The 15,674-nt window shown below is 63.2% G+C and carries 14 protein-coding genes and 2 pseudogenes; 3 read left to right on the top strand and 13 right to left on the bottom strand.

Annotated features, from left to right (window positions below; genetic code table 11):
- Positions 1–68 precede the first annotated feature (68 nt).
- Genes P6U24_RS15415 through P6U24_RS15400 form a run of 4 tightly spaced genes read right to left on the bottom strand, consistent with a single transcriptional unit; the run spans position 69 to position 4,296 of the window.
- The gene (locus tag P6U24_RS15415) at positions 69–1,115 is read right to left on the bottom strand and encodes an ABC transporter substrate-binding protein (RefSeq protein WP_407159922.1); all 1,047 of its coding nucleotides are present in this window, start codon (positions 1,113–1,115) and stop codon (positions 69–71) included.
- A 22-nt stretch (positions 1,116–1,137) separates the two neighbouring features.
- Positions 1,138–2,445, bottom strand: a complete 1,308-nt coding sequence (locus P6U24_RS15410) for an NAD(P)/FAD-dependent oxidoreductase (protein ID WP_407159921.1) — start codon at positions 2,443–2,445, stop codon at positions 1,138–1,140.
- 15 nt (positions 2,446–2,460) lie between these two features.
- Entirely contained in the window at positions 2,461–3,177 is a 717-nt protein-coding gene (locus P6U24_RS15405; RefSeq protein WP_407159920.1) for an HAD family hydrolase, read from the bottom strand.
- Positions 3,178–3,213: 36 nt separating this feature from the next.
- Positions 3,214–4,296, bottom strand: a complete 1,083-nt coding sequence (locus P6U24_RS15400) for an ABC transporter ATP-binding protein (protein ID WP_407159919.1) — start codon at positions 4,294–4,296, stop codon at positions 3,214–3,216.
- A gap of 210 nt (positions 4,297–4,506) precedes the next feature.
- Here P6U24_RS15400 and P6U24_RS15395 point away from each other — a divergent pair, with 210 nt between their 5' ends.
- Entirely contained in the window at positions 4,507–5,445 is a 939-nt protein-coding gene (locus P6U24_RS15395) for a LysR family transcriptional regulator (RefSeq protein WP_407159918.1), read from the top strand.
- 59 nt (positions 5,446–5,504) lie between these two features.
- On the opposite strand, the pseudogene P6U24_RS15390 reads toward P6U24_RS15395, so the two are convergent.
- Together P6U24_RS15390 and P6U24_RS15385 are read right to left on the bottom strand one after the other, a co-directional pair.
- Positions 5,505–5,666 (bottom strand): annotated as a pseudogene (locus P6U24_RS15390) (ModD protein); the annotation flags it as partial.
- 394 nt (positions 5,667–6,060) lie between these two features.
- The gene (locus tag P6U24_RS15385; protein ID WP_407160477.1) at positions 6,061–6,696 is read right to left on the bottom strand and encodes a LuxR C-terminal-related transcriptional regulator; all 636 of its coding nucleotides are present in this window, start codon (positions 6,694–6,696) and stop codon (positions 6,061–6,063) included.
- Between the two features lie 438 nt (positions 6,697–7,134).
- Here P6U24_RS15385 and P6U24_RS15380 point away from each other — a divergent pair, with 438 nt between their 5' ends.
- Entirely contained in the window at positions 7,135–8,007 is an 873-nt protein-coding gene (locus P6U24_RS15380; protein ID WP_407159917.1) for a LuxR C-terminal-related transcriptional regulator, read from the top strand.
- 550 nt (positions 8,008–8,557) lie between these two features.
- Here P6U24_RS15380 and P6U24_RS15375 read toward each other — a convergent pair.
- The 3 genes and pseudogenes from P6U24_RS15375 to P6U24_RS15365 all read right to left on the bottom strand — a co-directional run.
- Positions 8,558–8,647 (bottom strand): annotated as a pseudogene (locus P6U24_RS15375) (cytochrome c); the annotation flags it as partial.
- 83 nt (positions 8,648–8,730) lie between these two features.
- Positions 8,731–10,647: a nitric oxide reductase activation protein NorD gene (locus P6U24_RS15370; RefSeq protein WP_407159916.1), complete on the bottom strand. Its 1,917-nt coding sequence runs from the start codon at positions 10,645–10,647 to the stop codon at positions 8,731–8,733.
- A gap of 3 nt (positions 10,648–10,650) precedes the next feature.
- A complete protein-coding gene (locus P6U24_RS15365) occupies positions 10,651–11,436 on the bottom strand; it encodes a CbbQ/NirQ/NorQ/GpvN family protein (protein WP_407160476.1) in 786 nt (261 codons plus the stop codon).
- Here P6U24_RS15365 and P6U24_RS15360 point away from each other — a divergent pair.
- A protein-coding gene (locus P6U24_RS15360) for an IS3 family transposase (RefSeq protein WP_407154797.1) occupies positions 11,437–12,623 on the top strand; the annotation gives its coding sequence in 2 pieces (ribosomal slippage) (positions 11,437–11,689 and positions 11,689–12,623; 1,188 coding nt in all).
- A gap of 173 nt (positions 12,624–12,796) precedes the next feature.
- Here P6U24_RS15360 and P6U24_RS15355 read toward each other — a convergent pair.
- The 4 genes from P6U24_RS15355 to P6U24_RS15340 form a co-directional block, all read right to left on the bottom strand.
- Entirely contained in the window at positions 12,797–14,146 is a 1,350-nt protein-coding gene (locus P6U24_RS15355) for a cbb3-type cytochrome c oxidase subunit I (RefSeq protein WP_407159915.1), read from the bottom strand.
- Positions 14,147–14,176: 30 nt separating this feature from the next.
- On the bottom strand, positions 14,177–14,629 hold the full coding sequence (locus P6U24_RS15350) for a c-type cytochrome (protein WP_407159914.1): 453 nt from the start codon (positions 14,627–14,629) through the stop codon (positions 14,177–14,179).
- A 103-nt stretch (positions 14,630–14,732) separates the two neighbouring features.
- Positions 14,733–14,999 carry a cytochrome C oxidase subunit IV family protein gene (locus P6U24_RS15345; protein ID WP_407159913.1) on the bottom strand — a complete coding sequence of 89 codons (267 nt, stop codon included), beginning with the start codon at positions 14,997–14,999 and terminating at the stop codon, positions 14,733–14,735.
- 2 nt (positions 15,000–15,001) lie between these two features.
- Positions 15,002–15,577: a cytochrome c oxidase subunit 3 family protein gene (locus tag P6U24_RS15340; RefSeq protein ID WP_407159912.1), complete on the bottom strand. Its 576-nt coding sequence runs from the start codon at positions 15,575–15,577 to the stop codon at positions 15,002–15,004.
- Positions 15,578–15,674 lie beyond the last annotated feature (97 nt).

Below are 15,674 nucleotides of genomic sequence, written 5' to 3'. Positions count from 1 at the left end.
AGGCCGTGCTCGCGGCGCTGATGCTTCTGGAAGGGATCTGGCAGCGATGTCGTCAACGCTGGTCTCGCTTACTTCTGCATGAACGACGCCCAACGCTTCTCGGCTGCCTCTCCGGCCGGCGAGGACCACCAGGCGTAGGACATCAGCGCCTGCTTGGCGGCGTTCGCCGGCTCGCTCGGCAATTGCGCAGCGCGCTCGGGCTTGATCACGCTCGTCTCGAACGCCTTGGGATTGCCCGGGCCATAATCGATGTGCAGCGGCAGATTGGCCTGGTGCACGGGATCGACGGCCTCGTTGAGGAACTTCACCGCGGTCTCGAGATTAGGCGCCCCCTTGAGGATGCAGAGCGAAGTGCTCTGCAGGATGCCCTGGTTGTAGGTGAAGGCCACCTTGGCGCCCTCCTTGGCGACGGCACTGACGCGGCCATTCCAGGCCATCTCCATGTCGACCTCGCCGTCATTGAGCAGCTGCGCCGACTGCGCGCCCGAGGTCCACCACACCGTGATGTGCGGCTTGATCTCCTCCAGCTTCTTGAAGGCGCGATCGACGTCGAGCGGATAGAGCTTGTCAGGCGCGACGCCGTCAGCCATCAGCGCGGCCTCGAGAGTCGCGAACGGGTGGTTGCGCAGCGCACGGCGGCCGGGGAATTTCTTCACATCCCAGAAATCGGCCCAGCTGTTCGGCGCGTCCTTCGGGAAAGTCTTCTGGCTGTAGGACAGCACGCTGGAATAGAACTCGTAGGCCACCGAATAGGGACTGCGATAGGTTTCCGGCATCGCCGCGCCGTTGGGAATCTTCGAAAACTCGAGCTTCTCGATCAGCCCCTGCTCGCCGCCGCGCAGGCAGTTGCCGGTCGGGGTGTCGACGACATCCCAGATCGGCTTGCCGCTGCCGACCTGCGTCTTGATCGCGGGCCAGGCATCCGGAATGGAGTCCTGGTTGATGGTGATGCCGAGCTTCTTGGCGGAGGGATCGAGGATCGCCACCGTCTGCGCTTGCTGATAGGCGCCGCCCTGCGAGACGAAGGTGATCTGCTCGGCGGCTCCGGCAGCCGTGGTCAATCCGAGTGCACCCAGCAACACGCAGCCAAATCCAAATTTCTGCTTCGTCGTCATGCTCGTCTCCTCCAAACAGATCTCACCGACCGATCGCATCGAGAAACTGGTACCAGCCGGCAACCATGCGCACGGCGGGTTCGCGCAGCTGATAGAACGGGATCGCCTTCATGCGCCGCGCGTCGAGCAGGCCGACGTCGGGCGCCTCGCCGCGTACGAAGGCGGCGAGATAGCGGCCCATCAGGCTCGACATCGCAACGCCGGCGCCGTTGTAGCCGACCGAGAACAGCGTGCGGTCGTCGAGCCGGCCGATATGCGGCACCGAGTCCAGCGTCATGGCGACGAGGCCCGACCATTTATAAGCCAGCGGGATATCGGTGAGATCGGGGAAGATGCCGATCATCGCCCTGCGCAAGGCGTCGAACGCGGCTTGGGAGTCCTGCTTGCCAAAGGCGCCGCGGCCACCGAAGATGACACGGTTGTCGACCATGCGGAACCAGCGCATCATGCGCTTGGTCTCGGTGTAGGTGCGCCGCGTCGGCATGAATTTTCCTGCGAAATTGCCGGGGAGCCGCTCGGTCGCGACAATGGCGCTGCGGAACGGGATCAGCGTGCGCTGCAGATGCGCGGCGGCGCCGGTCAGATCCGAATAGCTGTTGGTGGCGATGATCGCCTGCTTGGCCCGCACCGCCCCTCGCGGCGTCTCGGCGACGATACCGTCCGTCTCGCGCCGAAGCTTGACGACCGGCGACTGCTGGAAGACAGGGACGCCCCGCCGCGCCACGCCGTCGGCGAGGCCGCGCAAATAGTTCAGCGGATGGATGCCACCGGAGCCGGGATTCAGCACGCCGCCGACAAAGATGTCGGAGCCGGTCTCCTCGCGCACGCCGTTCCTGTCGAGAATGCGCACCTCCGCAGAGCCCATCTCGCGCGTCATCCAGTTGGCTTCGTCGATCGCGGCCCGGAGCGTCGTCTCGTTGTGGGCAGCTTTGACCTGGCCGGTGCGGGTGAGGTTCGCGCTGGTGATGCCGAACTCGGAAACCAGCTCCTCGACCGTGTTGGTCGCTTCATGCGCGATCTCGTACATGCGCCGCGCCATGGTGCGGCCATGGACGGCATCGATCTCACGGAACGACAGACGGAATTTCGCAGTGATCACACCGCCATTGCGCCCGCTCGCCCCCCAGCCGGGCCGGTTCGCTTCCAGCACGATTGGCGACAGACCGCTCTTGGCGACATGATGCGCGGCGGACAGGCCTGTGTAGCCCGCACCGATGATCACCACATCGGCCTGTTGCTCGCCGGACAGCACGGGATAGTCGCGCGCCGGATCCGCCGTGGCTTCCCATAGCGAATTGACCGATGGCAGCGCGCGCCAGTCCCGTGTCATGCCGCCGCTCATCCGTTACGCGGCTGGCCCGATCGCGGCGTCTGCGAGCGCCTTCAGGGTCGGGAAGTGGAAATCCGGCTTGGTCAGCGTCTCCACCGCCGGCGTGCCGCCGAAGCCGGCGATGCCCTGGCGGCGCTCGATCCAGCACACCTTGTAGCCGAGCTTCCGCGCGATCCCGATGTCGTGATACTGGCTCTGCGCGACGTGCAGGATGTCGGACTGCTTGTAGCCGAAGGCGGACTGGCGGCCCTTGTTGTAGGCGAAGAATTCCGGGTTCGGTTTGGCAACGCCAGTGTCGTCGGCGCAGACGGTGTCGTCGAAGGGATTGCCGAGCGCATGCGCGTAGCACGACAGCGCGACGCGATCGGCATTGGTCATAGCGACCAGGCGGAATTTCGTGCGTAGGCGTTTGAGCGCCTCGACCGAGTCCGGGAACGGCCCCCAGCGCAGTACGGCGAGCTGGAACACGTCGCAGGAGGCATCGTCGGCCGGCAGCCCGAGTTCCTTGGCAAGGTAGCGGTAGACGTGGAACATCACCTCGCTCGAACGCTCGTAATGCTTGTCGCGGCCGCGCTTGTAGGATTCGAAGATCTGGTCGTCGCTGAGCTCGGCCCGCGTCTTGCCCGAGATCCTGCGCACCGCTGCGAGCACGCCGGTCTCGAAATCGATCAAGGTGCCGACGACGTCGAAGGTGAGCACCTTGAAGTTGCTGAACGCGGCTTGGGTCGACATGTCGTTTCTTCTCTCGGTTTGGATGAAGGCTTGAGTTCAGTCCCCCACCCTGGGTACGACAATCGTGTCCTCGGGATGGAGCGTGACGGTGAGGCTGCCGCCAAGCGGCGGGATACGGTGATAGGCCTGGTGGTAGCTCGGCTGGCGCAGGCTGAGTGCGATGCCGTCGGCGAGCGCCAGGAAGATGCGCAGGCTCTCGCCCTGGTAGACGATGTCGGTGACGGTGCCGGTCAGCCGGTTGCAGGCGGCATCCTGCGCGCCGTCATCGATCAGCAGCTTCTCGCTGTGCACGGCGAGGATCAGCGCATCGCCATCTGGAATGGCGCGGGCGCTGCGCAGCAACGCGTTCCCGAGCGCGACGCAGGATGCATCGACACGGCGAACGGGCAGCATCGTCGCTTCCCCGATGAAACTCGCGACAAAGGAATTTGCAGGATGATCGTGCAACCGCTCGGGCACGTCGATCTGGATCAGCCGACCGTCCTTCATCACGGCGACCCGATCGCTCATGGTCAGCGCCTCACGCTGATCATGGGTGACGTAGATGATGGTGGCACCGATGCGCTTGTGCAGCGCGCGCAGCTCGATCTGCATGGATTCGCGCAGCTGCTTGTCGAGCGCGGAGAGCGGCTCGTCCATCAGGATCAGGCGCGGCTCGAAGATCATGGCGCGGGCCAGAGCCACACGCTGGCGTTGGCCGCCGGAGAGCTGCGCGATCCCTCGCGCCTCATAGCCGGCGAGGCCGACCATAGCGAGCGCCGCGCGCACCTTGTCGGGCCAGCTCGCTTTCGGCAGGCGGCGCGCGCGCAAGGGAAAGGCGACGTTCTCGCCGACGCTCATATGTGGGAACAGCGCGTAGTTCTGGAAGACGACGCCGATGTCGCGCTTGTGCGGCGGCTTCCAGGTGACGTCGCGGCCGCCGAACAGGATCGTGCCTGACGACGGCAGGATGAAGCCGCCGAGAATTCCGAGCAGCGTGGTCTTGCCCGAGCCGGAGGGGCCAAGCAGCGAGACGAATTCACCGGCGCCGATACTGAGGGAAACGTCGTCGAGGGCGCGAACGGCACCATAAGCCTTGCTGGCGGACCTGATCTCGACGCTCTCCGCTCGCTTGTCCAACGATCGTCCTCGCCATGTCTCCAGGCTGGCGTGCCTCGCTGCACGCCATAAGCCTGCTTTATAGACAAGATGCCGTGCAGCCACGGCCGAAGCGTGCGCTGCACCAAATCCTTGCTCGCAGCCCCTGTCTTTGAGCTGTCATGTCAATGACACCAGACTTGCCAAAACTCGGCAATTGCGAAATTCTCACCGCGCCCATAACATGAGGTTATGTCAGAGCTCCGCCGCATGCTGCCGTCCAGTAACGCCCTGTTCGTCTTCGACGCAGCGGCACGCAATGGCAGCTTCACCGCGGCGGCCGCCGAATTGAACGTGACGCAGCCTGCGGTGAGCCGGATGCTCGGCCAATTCGAGGAGCATCTCGGCGTCCGCCTGTTCGACCGCACAGCGGGTCGCGCGGTGCTCACGGAGGAAGGCGAGCTATTGTATCGCCGCGTGCTCGAAGGCTTTCGCAGCATCGAGACCGGCCTTGTCGAGATCGAGCGGCGGCGCAAGGGCACCGAGACGGTGACGCTGTCGGTGTCCTCCGCCTTCACCACGCACTGGCTGATGCCGCGCATCGACAAGCTCCAGCGCCAGTTTCCGCAGGTCGATCTGCGCTTCCAGCTGATCTCCGGCGCGTTGCGCGGGCCGGTGGAGAATGTCGATCTCGGCATGCGTTTTCGCGACCGCGACGAGCCGTCGTCCGGCGGCACACTGGTGATGAAGGAAGTGATGCTACCGATGTGCAGCCCTGGCTATCTCAGCGAAGCCGATCCCCGTGAGGGCAACACCATCATCCGTCTCGCCGAGACGCCGGGGGACTGGGCCACGGATTACGCATCGCTGCTCACCGGGCGGCGCGGCGCGGCCAAGGCGCTGAGCTTCACCGATTATGCCGTGGTGATGCAGGCTGCGCTGCTGGGCCAGGGCATCGCGCTCGGCTGGCTGACGGTGGCCTCGCACTGGCTTCTGACCGGAGCGCTGGTGCCGGCCTCCGACACGCTCACCACCACGCGCCGCATCTGCGAATTCCTGCCGCCGCGCAACCGGCCGATGCGCCCGATCGCGGCCGAGATCCGCGACTGGATCATCGCCCAGATGAAAAACGAGATCGCCGCGATTGACCGGCTCTATCCGAAACTTGGATTGATCTCGGCCTGCTATTGACGTGCGCGCGCCGAACGTGCCGCAGCATGGGAGACAGTGATTGGTTGCAGCCTCGAAGTCGCGGCGTCTTCGGCCAGCGCAAGCACCATCGCATCGCGTGCCACGAACCGCATCACGCCGGCCGTCGCGGCGATCCCGAGCGCATCCGTGGCGAGATCCCCATGGGGAACGTCGTCGTCCAGCAACGCTTCCAGCTCGCTCCGCGATGCAGCTCTCACCACGACACGCTCCGCTTCATGTTGCGACAACGTCAGTGTCCGCTTCCCGACACAGGCGCTGCATGATCGACGGCTTGGCGAATGCCTACAACATGTACAAGCCGAAAATGATCGCAGTCTCCGGGGTCTTCTCCACGAGCGCACGAAGGTTCATCATCTCGTCGCAACGGGCAGATTTGGCCGCCCGCGCCGACGGAATCGATGGTCGGCCAGCCGACGCGCATCGAACATCTCCCAACGATCGGAACTGAGAGTTCCACTGCGCGCTATCCGGCCGATTTGCCAATAACGGTTTAGAAAGTCCGGAAGGTGGCCGGTACAGGTATGCATCGGGTCGCCTCGAGCCCGAATCCACCGGCGAGGCGGCCCTGCTCAGGAGCCGGATCGCTGAATGGCGTCACTGCACGTCATTCTGTGATATCGCAAGCGCGGCCAGCACGGTCCGATTATTGATCTCAAGTTTTTGAAAAATATTGTGGAGGTGTACCTTGATCGTGCCATCGGTCAAGTTCAGACGGCGGCCGATCTCTTTGTTCGACAGTCCCTCCGATACCAGCCTCATGATTTGACGCTCGCGGTCGGTCAGGACCGCCAGAGGCTTCTCGGAGATCGCGGCTTGCTCCCGCGAGTTGATGTGATCGGACATGATCGCCGGAAGCAGCCTCTGACCACGCGCCACCCGGCGCAACGCATGCAGAAGAAGTTCCGGCGCTGCTTCCTTCGGAATGACGCCATAAGCGCCGGCCGCCAACAACATCTTCAGATCCCGATCCTCGATAGAAGGGAGGAAAAAGACCAGTCGGGTGGCAAGCTTCTCGGCGCCTGCAATCGCCAGCATGTCCATTCCGGCAACGTCGGGCATTGAGGCATCCACAAGGGCTATATCCGGAGTAGAATCGCGGATTGTCTTGAGACAGCTCGTGCCATCCCCGCAGCATGCAATAATTCTGAAATCAGGTTGCCCCCTCAATACCTGGCGCAACCCCTCGAGAACGACAGGATACCGGTCCGCGATAAGTACACTAGAGCGCATATGGCTGGCCTCAGCACCACGCAAGAACGCCCGAAGCATACGCAAAAACGCCCGAAACCCCGCGGCTCCAACGCAGTTTACTTCATCTCAGAGAAGAACGGTCAGTTCCAAGATCAAAAAGTGTCTCCGTTCTTTGCACGTCGTTTGCACGCAAGCGTGCAGGAACAATGGCGTGCACAACGGGTACCTTCTTCGCTGTATAGCCAAAGATATATATGGGTCACGCGCATTAGCGTCTAACCTTCATACAAGAGTCATACAACCGTCACGAAACCAGGACGCGTGTAGGCATTCAATCTCTATCTTAAGTCGATACTTCCTCAAAGCGTCAAGTGTCAGCTGTCAGTTGCGCCGAGAAAGCAATCTCAACTCGTCAACCGGGACAGCCCAGTTTGCGCTCTCGGGTAAGCCTCGTTTTGCGTGAGGCGGAGGGTGATTATGAGGCGGCGTTCAATTTCAACCATTCTCGTTGGAAGAAACAGTTTGCTCAGTGAAGGCCTTGCAAAGATCCTCCGCTCGGCGAACTTCCGCATCTTGGCTTCTGTAGCAAGTGCGGATGATCTGCTTGCCGGCAAGGCTCCGCCGCCCCAATCGCTGTTCTTGCTGGTCCACACCGGCGACAACTTTGAGGCTGCGGTCGCACAAGTTCAGCTGGTTCGAAGCCGGCACCCGGACGGCAATATCGGTGTCGTGACGGATCGTTATCGGCTCGACGAATTGGCTCTGGCGTTTCGTGCAGGGGCCAACGGCTACTTCGTCGACGTCATGACGTGCGACGCCTTCGTGAAGTCGCTCGAGCTGATGATGATGGGACATGCGATCTTCCCACCGGCATTTCTATCATTCGTTCTCGATTTCGAAAGCGACGACCAACTGGACGAGACTGCGTCCGATGGTGACGGCAACGAGCCGGACCTCATCGCGGCCAATGATTCGAACTCACCGGAGCTCTCTCCGCGCGAAAAGACAATCTTGCGCTGTCTGATCGAAGGTGATTCCAACAAATCCATTGGTCGAAAGATGAACATAGCCGAGGCGACGGTGAAAGTTCATATCAAGGCGATCCTTCGCAAGATCAGGGTTCACAATCGGACACAGGCGGCGATTTGGTGGATCAACCAAGAAGCCCTGACACAACAGGCGGGCAACAAGGCTCCCGAAGAAAGCAAGCCGGCATCTGCAAGCCGTGGTGAGACTCCTGAAATGAAGCAGATCGCGATACGGGAGCACGTTGGCGCGATCAACCACAAAAGCGTCTCCCATCTCGGGACCGAGGGAACGATTCGCTTCCGCAAACAGCCCGCGTCCTGACCGGATTCGACATCCGCCCTCCGGATGTCCGGGGCTCGGCCATCATCGCATGAAAAAGCTCGCAGGATCGAACAGGGCGCGCGGCCCAGCGCCCTGGCATCGATGCGGTCGGCCGCCTGCAAGAAACTCAGGAACAGGCTCTCGCCGTCGGACTGCTTCGCCGGTATGGGCAGATCCGCCTGTGCTTCGCATTTGACAATCGCGCGGACAATATCGAGCAGACCGCATTGATAGCGATAGCGCGAGATCGCACACCCGCGCACAAGAGGTGTTCTTGAGCCGCATCCATCGTCCAAAGGCCGGCGAGCAATTTGTTGATGAAGAGTCGTTCTCTTACTCCGATATCTCTGGAGTGCAAAATATAGCGATTGGTCAATCGATCTTCCTTTTCGGGCGGTCGTACACGGGTATGCAGTTGATACAGCCGCTGCTCGATCTACGAGCGCATCGGAATGTCGAGCACAAAACGTCCGCACGCTCGGGCAAACGATTTCGCCAACAACCCGAGCCCGTTTTCATGCACGGCCTCGCCGGGCAAGCGACCTCTCGGCGAGCCCGGTGCCTGGTAGGGCATCGCCCTGTCAATGCCATCGAACAGCGTGGTGGCGTACGGCCAATAGCTGCCGGCGGTCTTCACCGAGGTCGATAGTTCAATGTTTTCGATCGGCAGGCCTCCTTGCCAAAGCGCTCGTTTGTTGAAGGCTCGTCTGCCGACCTCAATTCCTATTTCGTGAGGTGCCGATACAGGATGGGCAGAGCCGCCGGCAGCCGGCGGATATTGCCGACGATCGCGTAGCCGCCCCGCCCGAACAGCGTCGGAAAATAGCTCTGGGCGGCTGCGTCGATCGTGACGCCAAACACGTTCATGCCCTGCCGCCGCGCCTCCTGGACCGCCTTGCGCGTGTCCTCGACGGCAAAGCGCCCTTCGTAGTGATCGACGTCGTTCGGCTTGCCGTCGGTAAGAACGATCAGCAGCTTCTTGCGCTGGGGTTGCGCCGCCAGTTCTGTAGCGGCGTGGCGGATCGCCGCGCCGATGCGCGTGTAGTAGCCCGGCTTGAGCGCGCCGATCCGCCGCTCGACCTGCGCACTCATCGGCTCACCAAAAGCCTTGACGGTCTCGAGCCGTACCCATGACCGCCGCCGCGAGGTGAAGGTCAGGATGCTGTGGTGATCGCCGCAGGCGGCGAGCCCGTGCGCGAGCACGAGCAGCGCCTCCTTCTCGACATCGAGGACGCGATAGCCCTCGACCCACGCATCAGTCGACAGCGAGACATCGATCAGCAGCGTCACCGCGAGGTCGTGGCCGTCGGCACGCGTCGCCAGATGCACCCGGTCGAGCGAGCCGTTGCCGGCCTGCAGGTCGCAGCGTGCGCGGACCAGCGCGTCGAGATCGAGATCATGTCCGTCGGGCTGCGCGCGCAAAAGCTCGTGGCGCGGCCGAAGCGCTTCGAATTGCCAACGTACCTGCCGGATCCGGCGGCGCATGGCCTCATCGGGCGTCCAGCCCTCGCCGCTCTCGGGCGCCCTGCCCGCAACCACCCGGCAATGATCCGGCATGTAGCTGCCGCTGCGGTAATTCCATTCCGGATAGAGCCGGCCGGACGCGAGTCGCGATACATCGACGGCCTCCGGCGGTAGGTCCAGATCGAATTTCAGCTTGGTGGCGGGCTTGCCCTTGCGCCTGCTGATCGCGAGCTCATCGAGATCGTCGGCCGCCTTGCGTGCGTCCTCATCCTCGCTGTCATCGGAAGGACGGTCGACATTGACCATCTCCGCCATCGCCAGGATCTTCTCGAAGCGGTTGAGGATGAACGGATCGCGCTGCGCGCCGTCCTCTCGCTCGCGCACGGCGAAGCGCTTGCGAGTGTCGGGACTCACATCATCTTGCCCAGACGCCGCCTGCAGATCGTCGTCATCGCCCTCGACCGCGACGGCTGCGCGGGTCCAGCAGTCGCCCCACAACGGACATGGCAGCATCGGCCGATAGCCGGGCGGCGCCTTCGCCGGCAATTCGCCGGCACCGGCCACGGCCGCCCACAGCGCGCCTTCCGGCGGCGTACCTGCGCCGAGCAGTGCCATGACGATGTGCTCCACCTGCTGCTCGACCCGCGGCAATGGCCGCTGTGGCCGCGCCTGCGCGACCGCGCTGGCGAGGCGCGCATAGGACCAGCCCAGTCCCGGAAATCGCGCGACGACCAGCGGCGAAATCTCTTGCGCCCGGCGCAAGGTCAGCAGATCTCGCCGCAGCGGATCGGCATCATCGATCACCGCGGGCGGTTGGATTGCAAACCAGGCGGCCAGCCAGCGATAGAGCTGCGCATTGAGGGCGCGATCACGAAACAACGCGATACGATCCGGCAGGAACACGGTCGCGCCATCGCGGCCCGGATGCTCCAGCGTTTCGTCACCGAGCCCGATGCGCTGGCGCCAGCCCAGCCGATGCGTGGACTTGCGTGCCTTTGCGCCGGCGATCTGGACACCGGTCTCGCCGCCGAGAGCGCGAAACATGACAGCGATCTGGCTGCGGACCTCCGTGAGCGCGACCGCATGCTCCGGATGGACCGGATAGCTCGCCGTCGCGCCGACCAGGCGGTGCCAGGCGCGGCCGACGGTCTCCTCCAATTCGAGGAAGTCCAGCATGCTTCACCCGATCACGACGCGCGCGACCTCGACGAGCGCGGCCTTGACGTCGGCGTCGTCGGTCAGCGGCTCGATCATGCCGGCCAGCACCGCGTCGGCAACGGATACGCCTGCGGTAAGCAGCGCGGCGCTGTATACGAGAAGACGGGTCGAGACCCCTTCCTCCAGATCGTGCCCCTTGAGAGCGCGCAGCCGTCCGGCGAACTGCACCAGCGGCCGCACGCGATCGACCGGCAAGCCGCTTTCGGCCGCGACCACGGCGGCTTCCTGGTCTGGAGGCAGGAAATCGAATTCGATGGCGATGAAGCGCTGCCGCGTCGACGGCTTCAGCGCCTTCAACAGATTTTGGTAGCCGGGGTTATAGGAGACCACCAGCATGAATCCCGGCGGGGCAACCAGCTCCTCACCGGTGCGCTCGAGCGGCAGGATGCGGCGGTCGTCCGTGAGGGGATGCAGCACCACGGTGACGTCCTTGCGCGCTTCCACCACCTCGTCGAGGTAGCAGATCCCGCCTTCGCGCACGGCTCGCGTCAGCGGGCCGTCGGTCCAGACCGTGTCGCCGCCCTTGAGCAGATAGCGGCCCGTGAGGTCGGCCGCGGTGAGGTCATCATGGCAGGCAACCGTATGCAACGGCAGGCCGAGACGCGCCGCCATATGGGCAACAAAACGGGTCTTGCCGCATCCGGTCGGCCCCTTCAGCAGCACCGGCAGACCACGATGCCATGCCTGACCTGCCCCTGAGAATTTCCTCCAGGAGGAGTTAGAGTCCGGCCTGACGAGGACGGACAGATGAAGCGAGCACGGTTCACGGAAGAGCAGATCATCGCGGTGCTGAAGGAGCACGAGGCCGGCGCCAAGACGGCCGATCTGGCTCGGAAGCATGGGATCTCGGAAGCGACGTTTTACAACTGGAAGGCTAAATACGGCGGCATGGACGTCTCCGAGGCCAAGCGGCTGAAGGCGCTGGAGGAGGAGAACACGAAGCTGAAGAAGCTTCTGGCCGAGCAGATGCTTGATGCGGCGGCGCTCCGTGAGTTGTTGTCAAAAAAATGGTAGGGCCCGCCGCCAAGCGCGCCGGCGTCGCGCACCTGAAGGCCAAGATGGGCCTGTCGGAACGGCGGGCCTGTTCGATCGTGGGAGCGGACCGGACGATGATCCGCTACTGCTCTTGCCGGCCACCGGATACTGAGCTTCGTGCCCGGCTGCGTGAGCTTGCCAATGAACGCCGCCGGTTCGGCTATCGGCGACTGTTCATTTTGCTGCGGCGGGAAGGCGAGCCATCGGGGATCAACCGTGTCCACCGGCTCTATCGGGAAGAAGGGCTCGCCGTGCGTAAGCGTCGGACCCGTCGCAAGGCAGTTGGCGTCCGGGTGCCGATCCTTCTGGAAACGAGGCCGAACGCGCGCTGGTCCCTGGACTTCGTCTACGACCAGTTCGCCAACGGTCGGCGCTTCCGTGTCCTCAACATTGTCGACGACGTCACCAAGGAATGCCTGGGTGCGATCCCGGACACGTCGATCTCCGGACGGCGGGTGGCCCGGGAATTGACGGCGATCATCGCGCGGCGTGGCAAGCCGGGCTCGATTGTTTCCGACAACGGCACCGAGTTCACCTGCAACGCCATGCTGGCCTGGTGCAAAGAAACCAGCATCGACTGGCACTTCATTGCGCCGGGTAAGCCGATCCAGAACGCCTTCGTCGAGAGCTTCAACGGACGCATGCGCGATGAGTTCTTGAACGAGACGCTGTTCTTCGACCTCAATGATGCCAGGACCAAGATCGCGGCATGGATCGCCGACTACAATGGCGATCGCCCGCACTCGTCGCTGAGATACCTCACGCCGGCGGCCTACGCCGCCACATTCACCGCAACGGACGATCGGCTGCGCAATCCCGGCCAGCTCCGCCGATCGCCCGTTGCTCCACCCGCGCCAATCGGCGTACAAAACCCTGAGACTCTAACTGCTACTGGATGAAAGTTCGGTGGCAGGTCATGCCTGTTCGAACAATGCGCATTCGTTGCCGGCTGGGACGTAAGCGGGGATCTGCGGCAGCGGATTGGCCAGGACGTGAACCGCCGATGTCATGATGAGTCTCCAGGGATTGAGTGGAAGGCGGCGGCCGCGCGAGACGCGGCCGCCCTGTCGCGTCACTCGGCGGGTTGAAGGGCCGCTGCCGAGATCACAGGATGCGTCTTCCGTCCGGGCACCAGCACCGCCCAGACGAACATGATGGCCGAGATCACGACGAACACACCCGAGCCGAGCCGGACCCAGTAGAACATCGCAAGCTGGTCCTGCACCTCCATGAAGCTCTGGCCGAGCACGCGCTGCAGGTGGACCTGGATGATGCCGGCGAAGGTCAGCGCGAAGGTCATCACCATCATCGCCGTGCACATGATCCAGAAGCTCGCCATGCTGAGCCACTGGTTATAGGGCGCACGCTCCTTCAATTGCGGGATCGCATAGGCCATCATCGCAAGGTTCAGCATCACATAGGCGCCGAAGAAGGCGAGATGGCCGTGCGCGGCGGTGACCTGGGTGCCGTGCGTGTAGTAGTTCACCGACGACAGCGTGTGCAGGAAGCCCCAGACGCCGGCGCCGAGGAACGCCATCACGGAGCAGCCGACCGACCACAAGAGCGCAGCGCGGTTCGGATGCTTGCGGCCGGCCTTCCAGGTCATCTGCACCGTGAAGATCACCATGGTGAAGAACGGCGCGACTTCCAATGTCGAGAACAGGGAGCCGATCCACTGCCAGTAGCCGGGTGCGCCGATCCAGTAGAAGTGGTGGCCGGTCCCGAGAATGCCGGAGAACAGCGCGAGGCCGATGATGACGTAGAGCCACTTCTCGACGACCTCGCGATCGATGCCGTTGAGCTTGATCATCAGGAATGCGAGCACCGAAGCCATAATCAGCTCCCAGACGCCCTCGACCCAGAGGTGGACGATGTACCACCAGTACATCTTGTCGACCGCCAGATTGGCCGGATTGTAGAAGGCGAACAGGAAGAAGATCGCAACGCCCCAGAGGCCGAACAAAAGAATGTTCGTCACCGTGGTCTTGCGTCCCTTGAGCGCCGTCAGCGTCACGTTGAACAAAAACATCAGGCAGACGACGACGATGCCGACCTTGATGATGAAGGGCTGCTCGAGGAATTCGCGCCCCTCGTGATAATGGAAGAGATAGCCGACGACGGCGGCACCCGCGGCGCCGAAGAACATCCAGAACTGGATCTTGGCGAGCAACGGGCTGAACAGCTCCGTCTCGGTCTCCTCGGGCAGCAGATAATAGGTCGCGCCCATGAAGCCGATCAGCGACCACACGATCAGCGCGTTGGTGTGGATCATCCTGACGATGTTGAACGGCAGAACGACGGACAGCGTGTTTGGAAGGACGTAGATTGTTCCGGCGACGAGGCCGAACAGGACCTGCGCGAGGAACAGCGTCAGCGCGCCGTAGAAATACAGCATCGCGACCTTCTGGGTCTGATATTTCATGTCTGGCTCTCCTAAGGGATCGTGGCCGGCTCAGCCGGCCTTGTTCGGCGGCCAGTCCTGGCGCTTGATGCTGTCGGCCCATTGCAGGAAGTCGGCGAGATCGTTCAGTTCCTGATCCGTCAGGTTGAACTGCGGCATCTGCCGCCGGCCGGGCGCGCCGCTCGGCTGCGACTGCATCCAGGATTTCAGCATGTCTCGGGCGGCGGCGGGATCTTCCCGGCCGCCCCAACGGTCCCAGACGTTGCCGACCTCTGGCGCGAAATAGGCGCCCTCGCCGAGCAGCGTGTGGCAATTGATGCAGGAGTTCTTCTCCCAGACGTGCTTGCCACGCGCGACGGAATCCGTCAGCGTCGCGGCGTTGGTCGACGTGCTCACCATATAATAGTGGCTGTGGGCCGTCAGACCGAGAAAGATGGCAAAGAAGAACGCGGAACCGCCGTAGAACACGTTCCGCGCAGCCGTTTTCGTGAGGCGTTCAGCCATCACTTGATCCTTTCCGGTGTGGTTGATGCGAATGTCGCAGCAATCTACCCGGCGGCTCGAACGGTTCGTTGTGCTGGCGCAACCAGCGGAGCAGTCGGTAATGTCAGATCAACCACCTGGCGGCGGACGCCGCGAAGGCGAACGACGTCACGCCGAGAATCCAGGCCGTCACGACGCCGCGCCAGAGCGCATGAGCATCGCGAAGACCGAGAAACTCGAGCAGGATCAGCCGCCCCTTTAGCACCGCCAGTCCAAGCACCACCGCGCTGGCGAGAGGGCCTGCGGCGATAGAGCCCGAGGCGAGAAGAGTTCCGACGGCAAGTCCGACCAGGACGAACAGCGTGATATTCAGCCGATGTGCGGGCTGCATCGTTAGTGCACCAGATAGATGATCGGAAACATCGCGATCCATACGAGATCGACCATGTGCCAGAAAGAGGTCACCGTCTCGACAGCAAGGGGTTTTGCGCCGCGCAGAACCACACCCAGCATCACCATGCCGAGCACGACGTGCAGCAGATGAAAGCCGGTCAGCAGGAAGTACAGTGTGAAGAACGTGCTGGTCTCGAGCCCGGCGCCGGCGGCGATCTCGCCGGCATATTCCGCCAGCTTGATCGCAACGAACGTGCCTCCGAGCCCGATCGCAAGCGTCAGCCACAGACGGCACGCTGCGACCGCATGCTGACGCGCGGCCAGCGCAGCGCGGGCCGCGGCCCAGCCGCTAGTCACCAGCACCAGCGTGTTCACCGCCGCGAGCGGCGGATCGAGCAGTTCCTGTCCGGCGGCAAACACAGCGGGATTGACGGCGCGGGCGACCGCGAACGCGCCGAGCAGCAAGCCGAACACGGCGAGTTCGCTGAAGATGAGCACCCAGATCATGGGATCGCCGGGCAACTCGCTGAGAATGCCCCAGCCGGATTGCTGCTCGTCCAGTTGCTGTACCGACATCGATTCTCCGAAACCAGCGCGTGGTCCGTGATCGATAGCGGCCATGGGCGCTGCGATCTTTGTCGCTCGACAAAGAGCGCACCATTGGGTCGTGTAA

Source organism: Bradyrhizobium sp. STM 3557 (genome assembly GCF_045571465.1).
Classification (GTDB): domain Bacteria; phylum Pseudomonadota; class Alphaproteobacteria; order Rhizobiales; family Xanthobacteraceae; genus Bradyrhizobium.
Note: the sequence above shows the minus strand (reverse complement) of the source record. Positions and strands in the feature narration are given on the sequence as shown.

Excerpts from the sequence above, each read along its gene's own strand:
- P6U24_RS15380 (WP_407159917.1), top strand. The coding sequence starts at position 7,135 with ATGAGGCGGCGTTCAATTTCAACCATTCTCGTTGGAAGAAACAGTTTG.
- P6U24_RS15370 (WP_407159916.1), bottom strand. The coding sequence starts at position 10,647 with ATGCTGGACTTCCTCGAATTGGAGGAGACCGTCGGCCGCGCCTGGCAC.
- P6U24_RS15385 (WP_407160477.1), bottom strand. The coding sequence starts at position 6,696 with ATGCGCTCTAGTGTACTTATCGCGGACCGGTATCCTGTCGTTCTCGAG.
- P6U24_RS15355 (WP_407159915.1), bottom strand. The coding sequence starts at position 14,146 with ATGAAATATCAGACCCAGAAGGTCGCGATGCTGTATTTCTACGGCGCG.
- P6U24_RS15345 (WP_407159913.1), bottom strand. The coding sequence starts at position 14,999 with ATGCAGCCCGCACATCGGCTGAATATCACGCTGTTCGTCCTGGTCGGA.
- P6U24_RS15410 (WP_407159921.1), bottom strand. The coding sequence starts at position 2,445 with ATGACACGGGACTGGCGCGCGCTGCCATCGGTCAATTCGCTATGGGAA.
- P6U24_RS15395 (WP_407159918.1), top strand. The coding sequence starts at position 4,507 with ATGTCAGAGCTCCGCCGCATGCTGCCGTCCAGTAACGCCCTGTTCGTC.
- P6U24_RS15350 (WP_407159914.1), bottom strand. The coding sequence starts at position 14,629 with ATGGCTGAACGCCTCACGAAAACGGCTGCGCGGAACGTGTTCTACGGC.
- P6U24_RS15405 (WP_407159920.1), bottom strand. The coding sequence starts at position 3,177 with ATGTCGACCCAAGCCGCGTTCAGCAACTTCAAGGTGCTCACCTTCGAC.
- P6U24_RS15415 (WP_407159922.1), bottom strand. The coding sequence starts at position 1,115 with ATGACGACGAAGCAGAAATTTGGATTTGGCTGCGTGTTGCTGGGTGCA.
- P6U24_RS15340 (WP_407159912.1), bottom strand. The coding sequence starts at position 15,577 with ATGTCGGTACAGCAACTGGACGAGCAGCAATCCGGCTGGGGCATTCTC.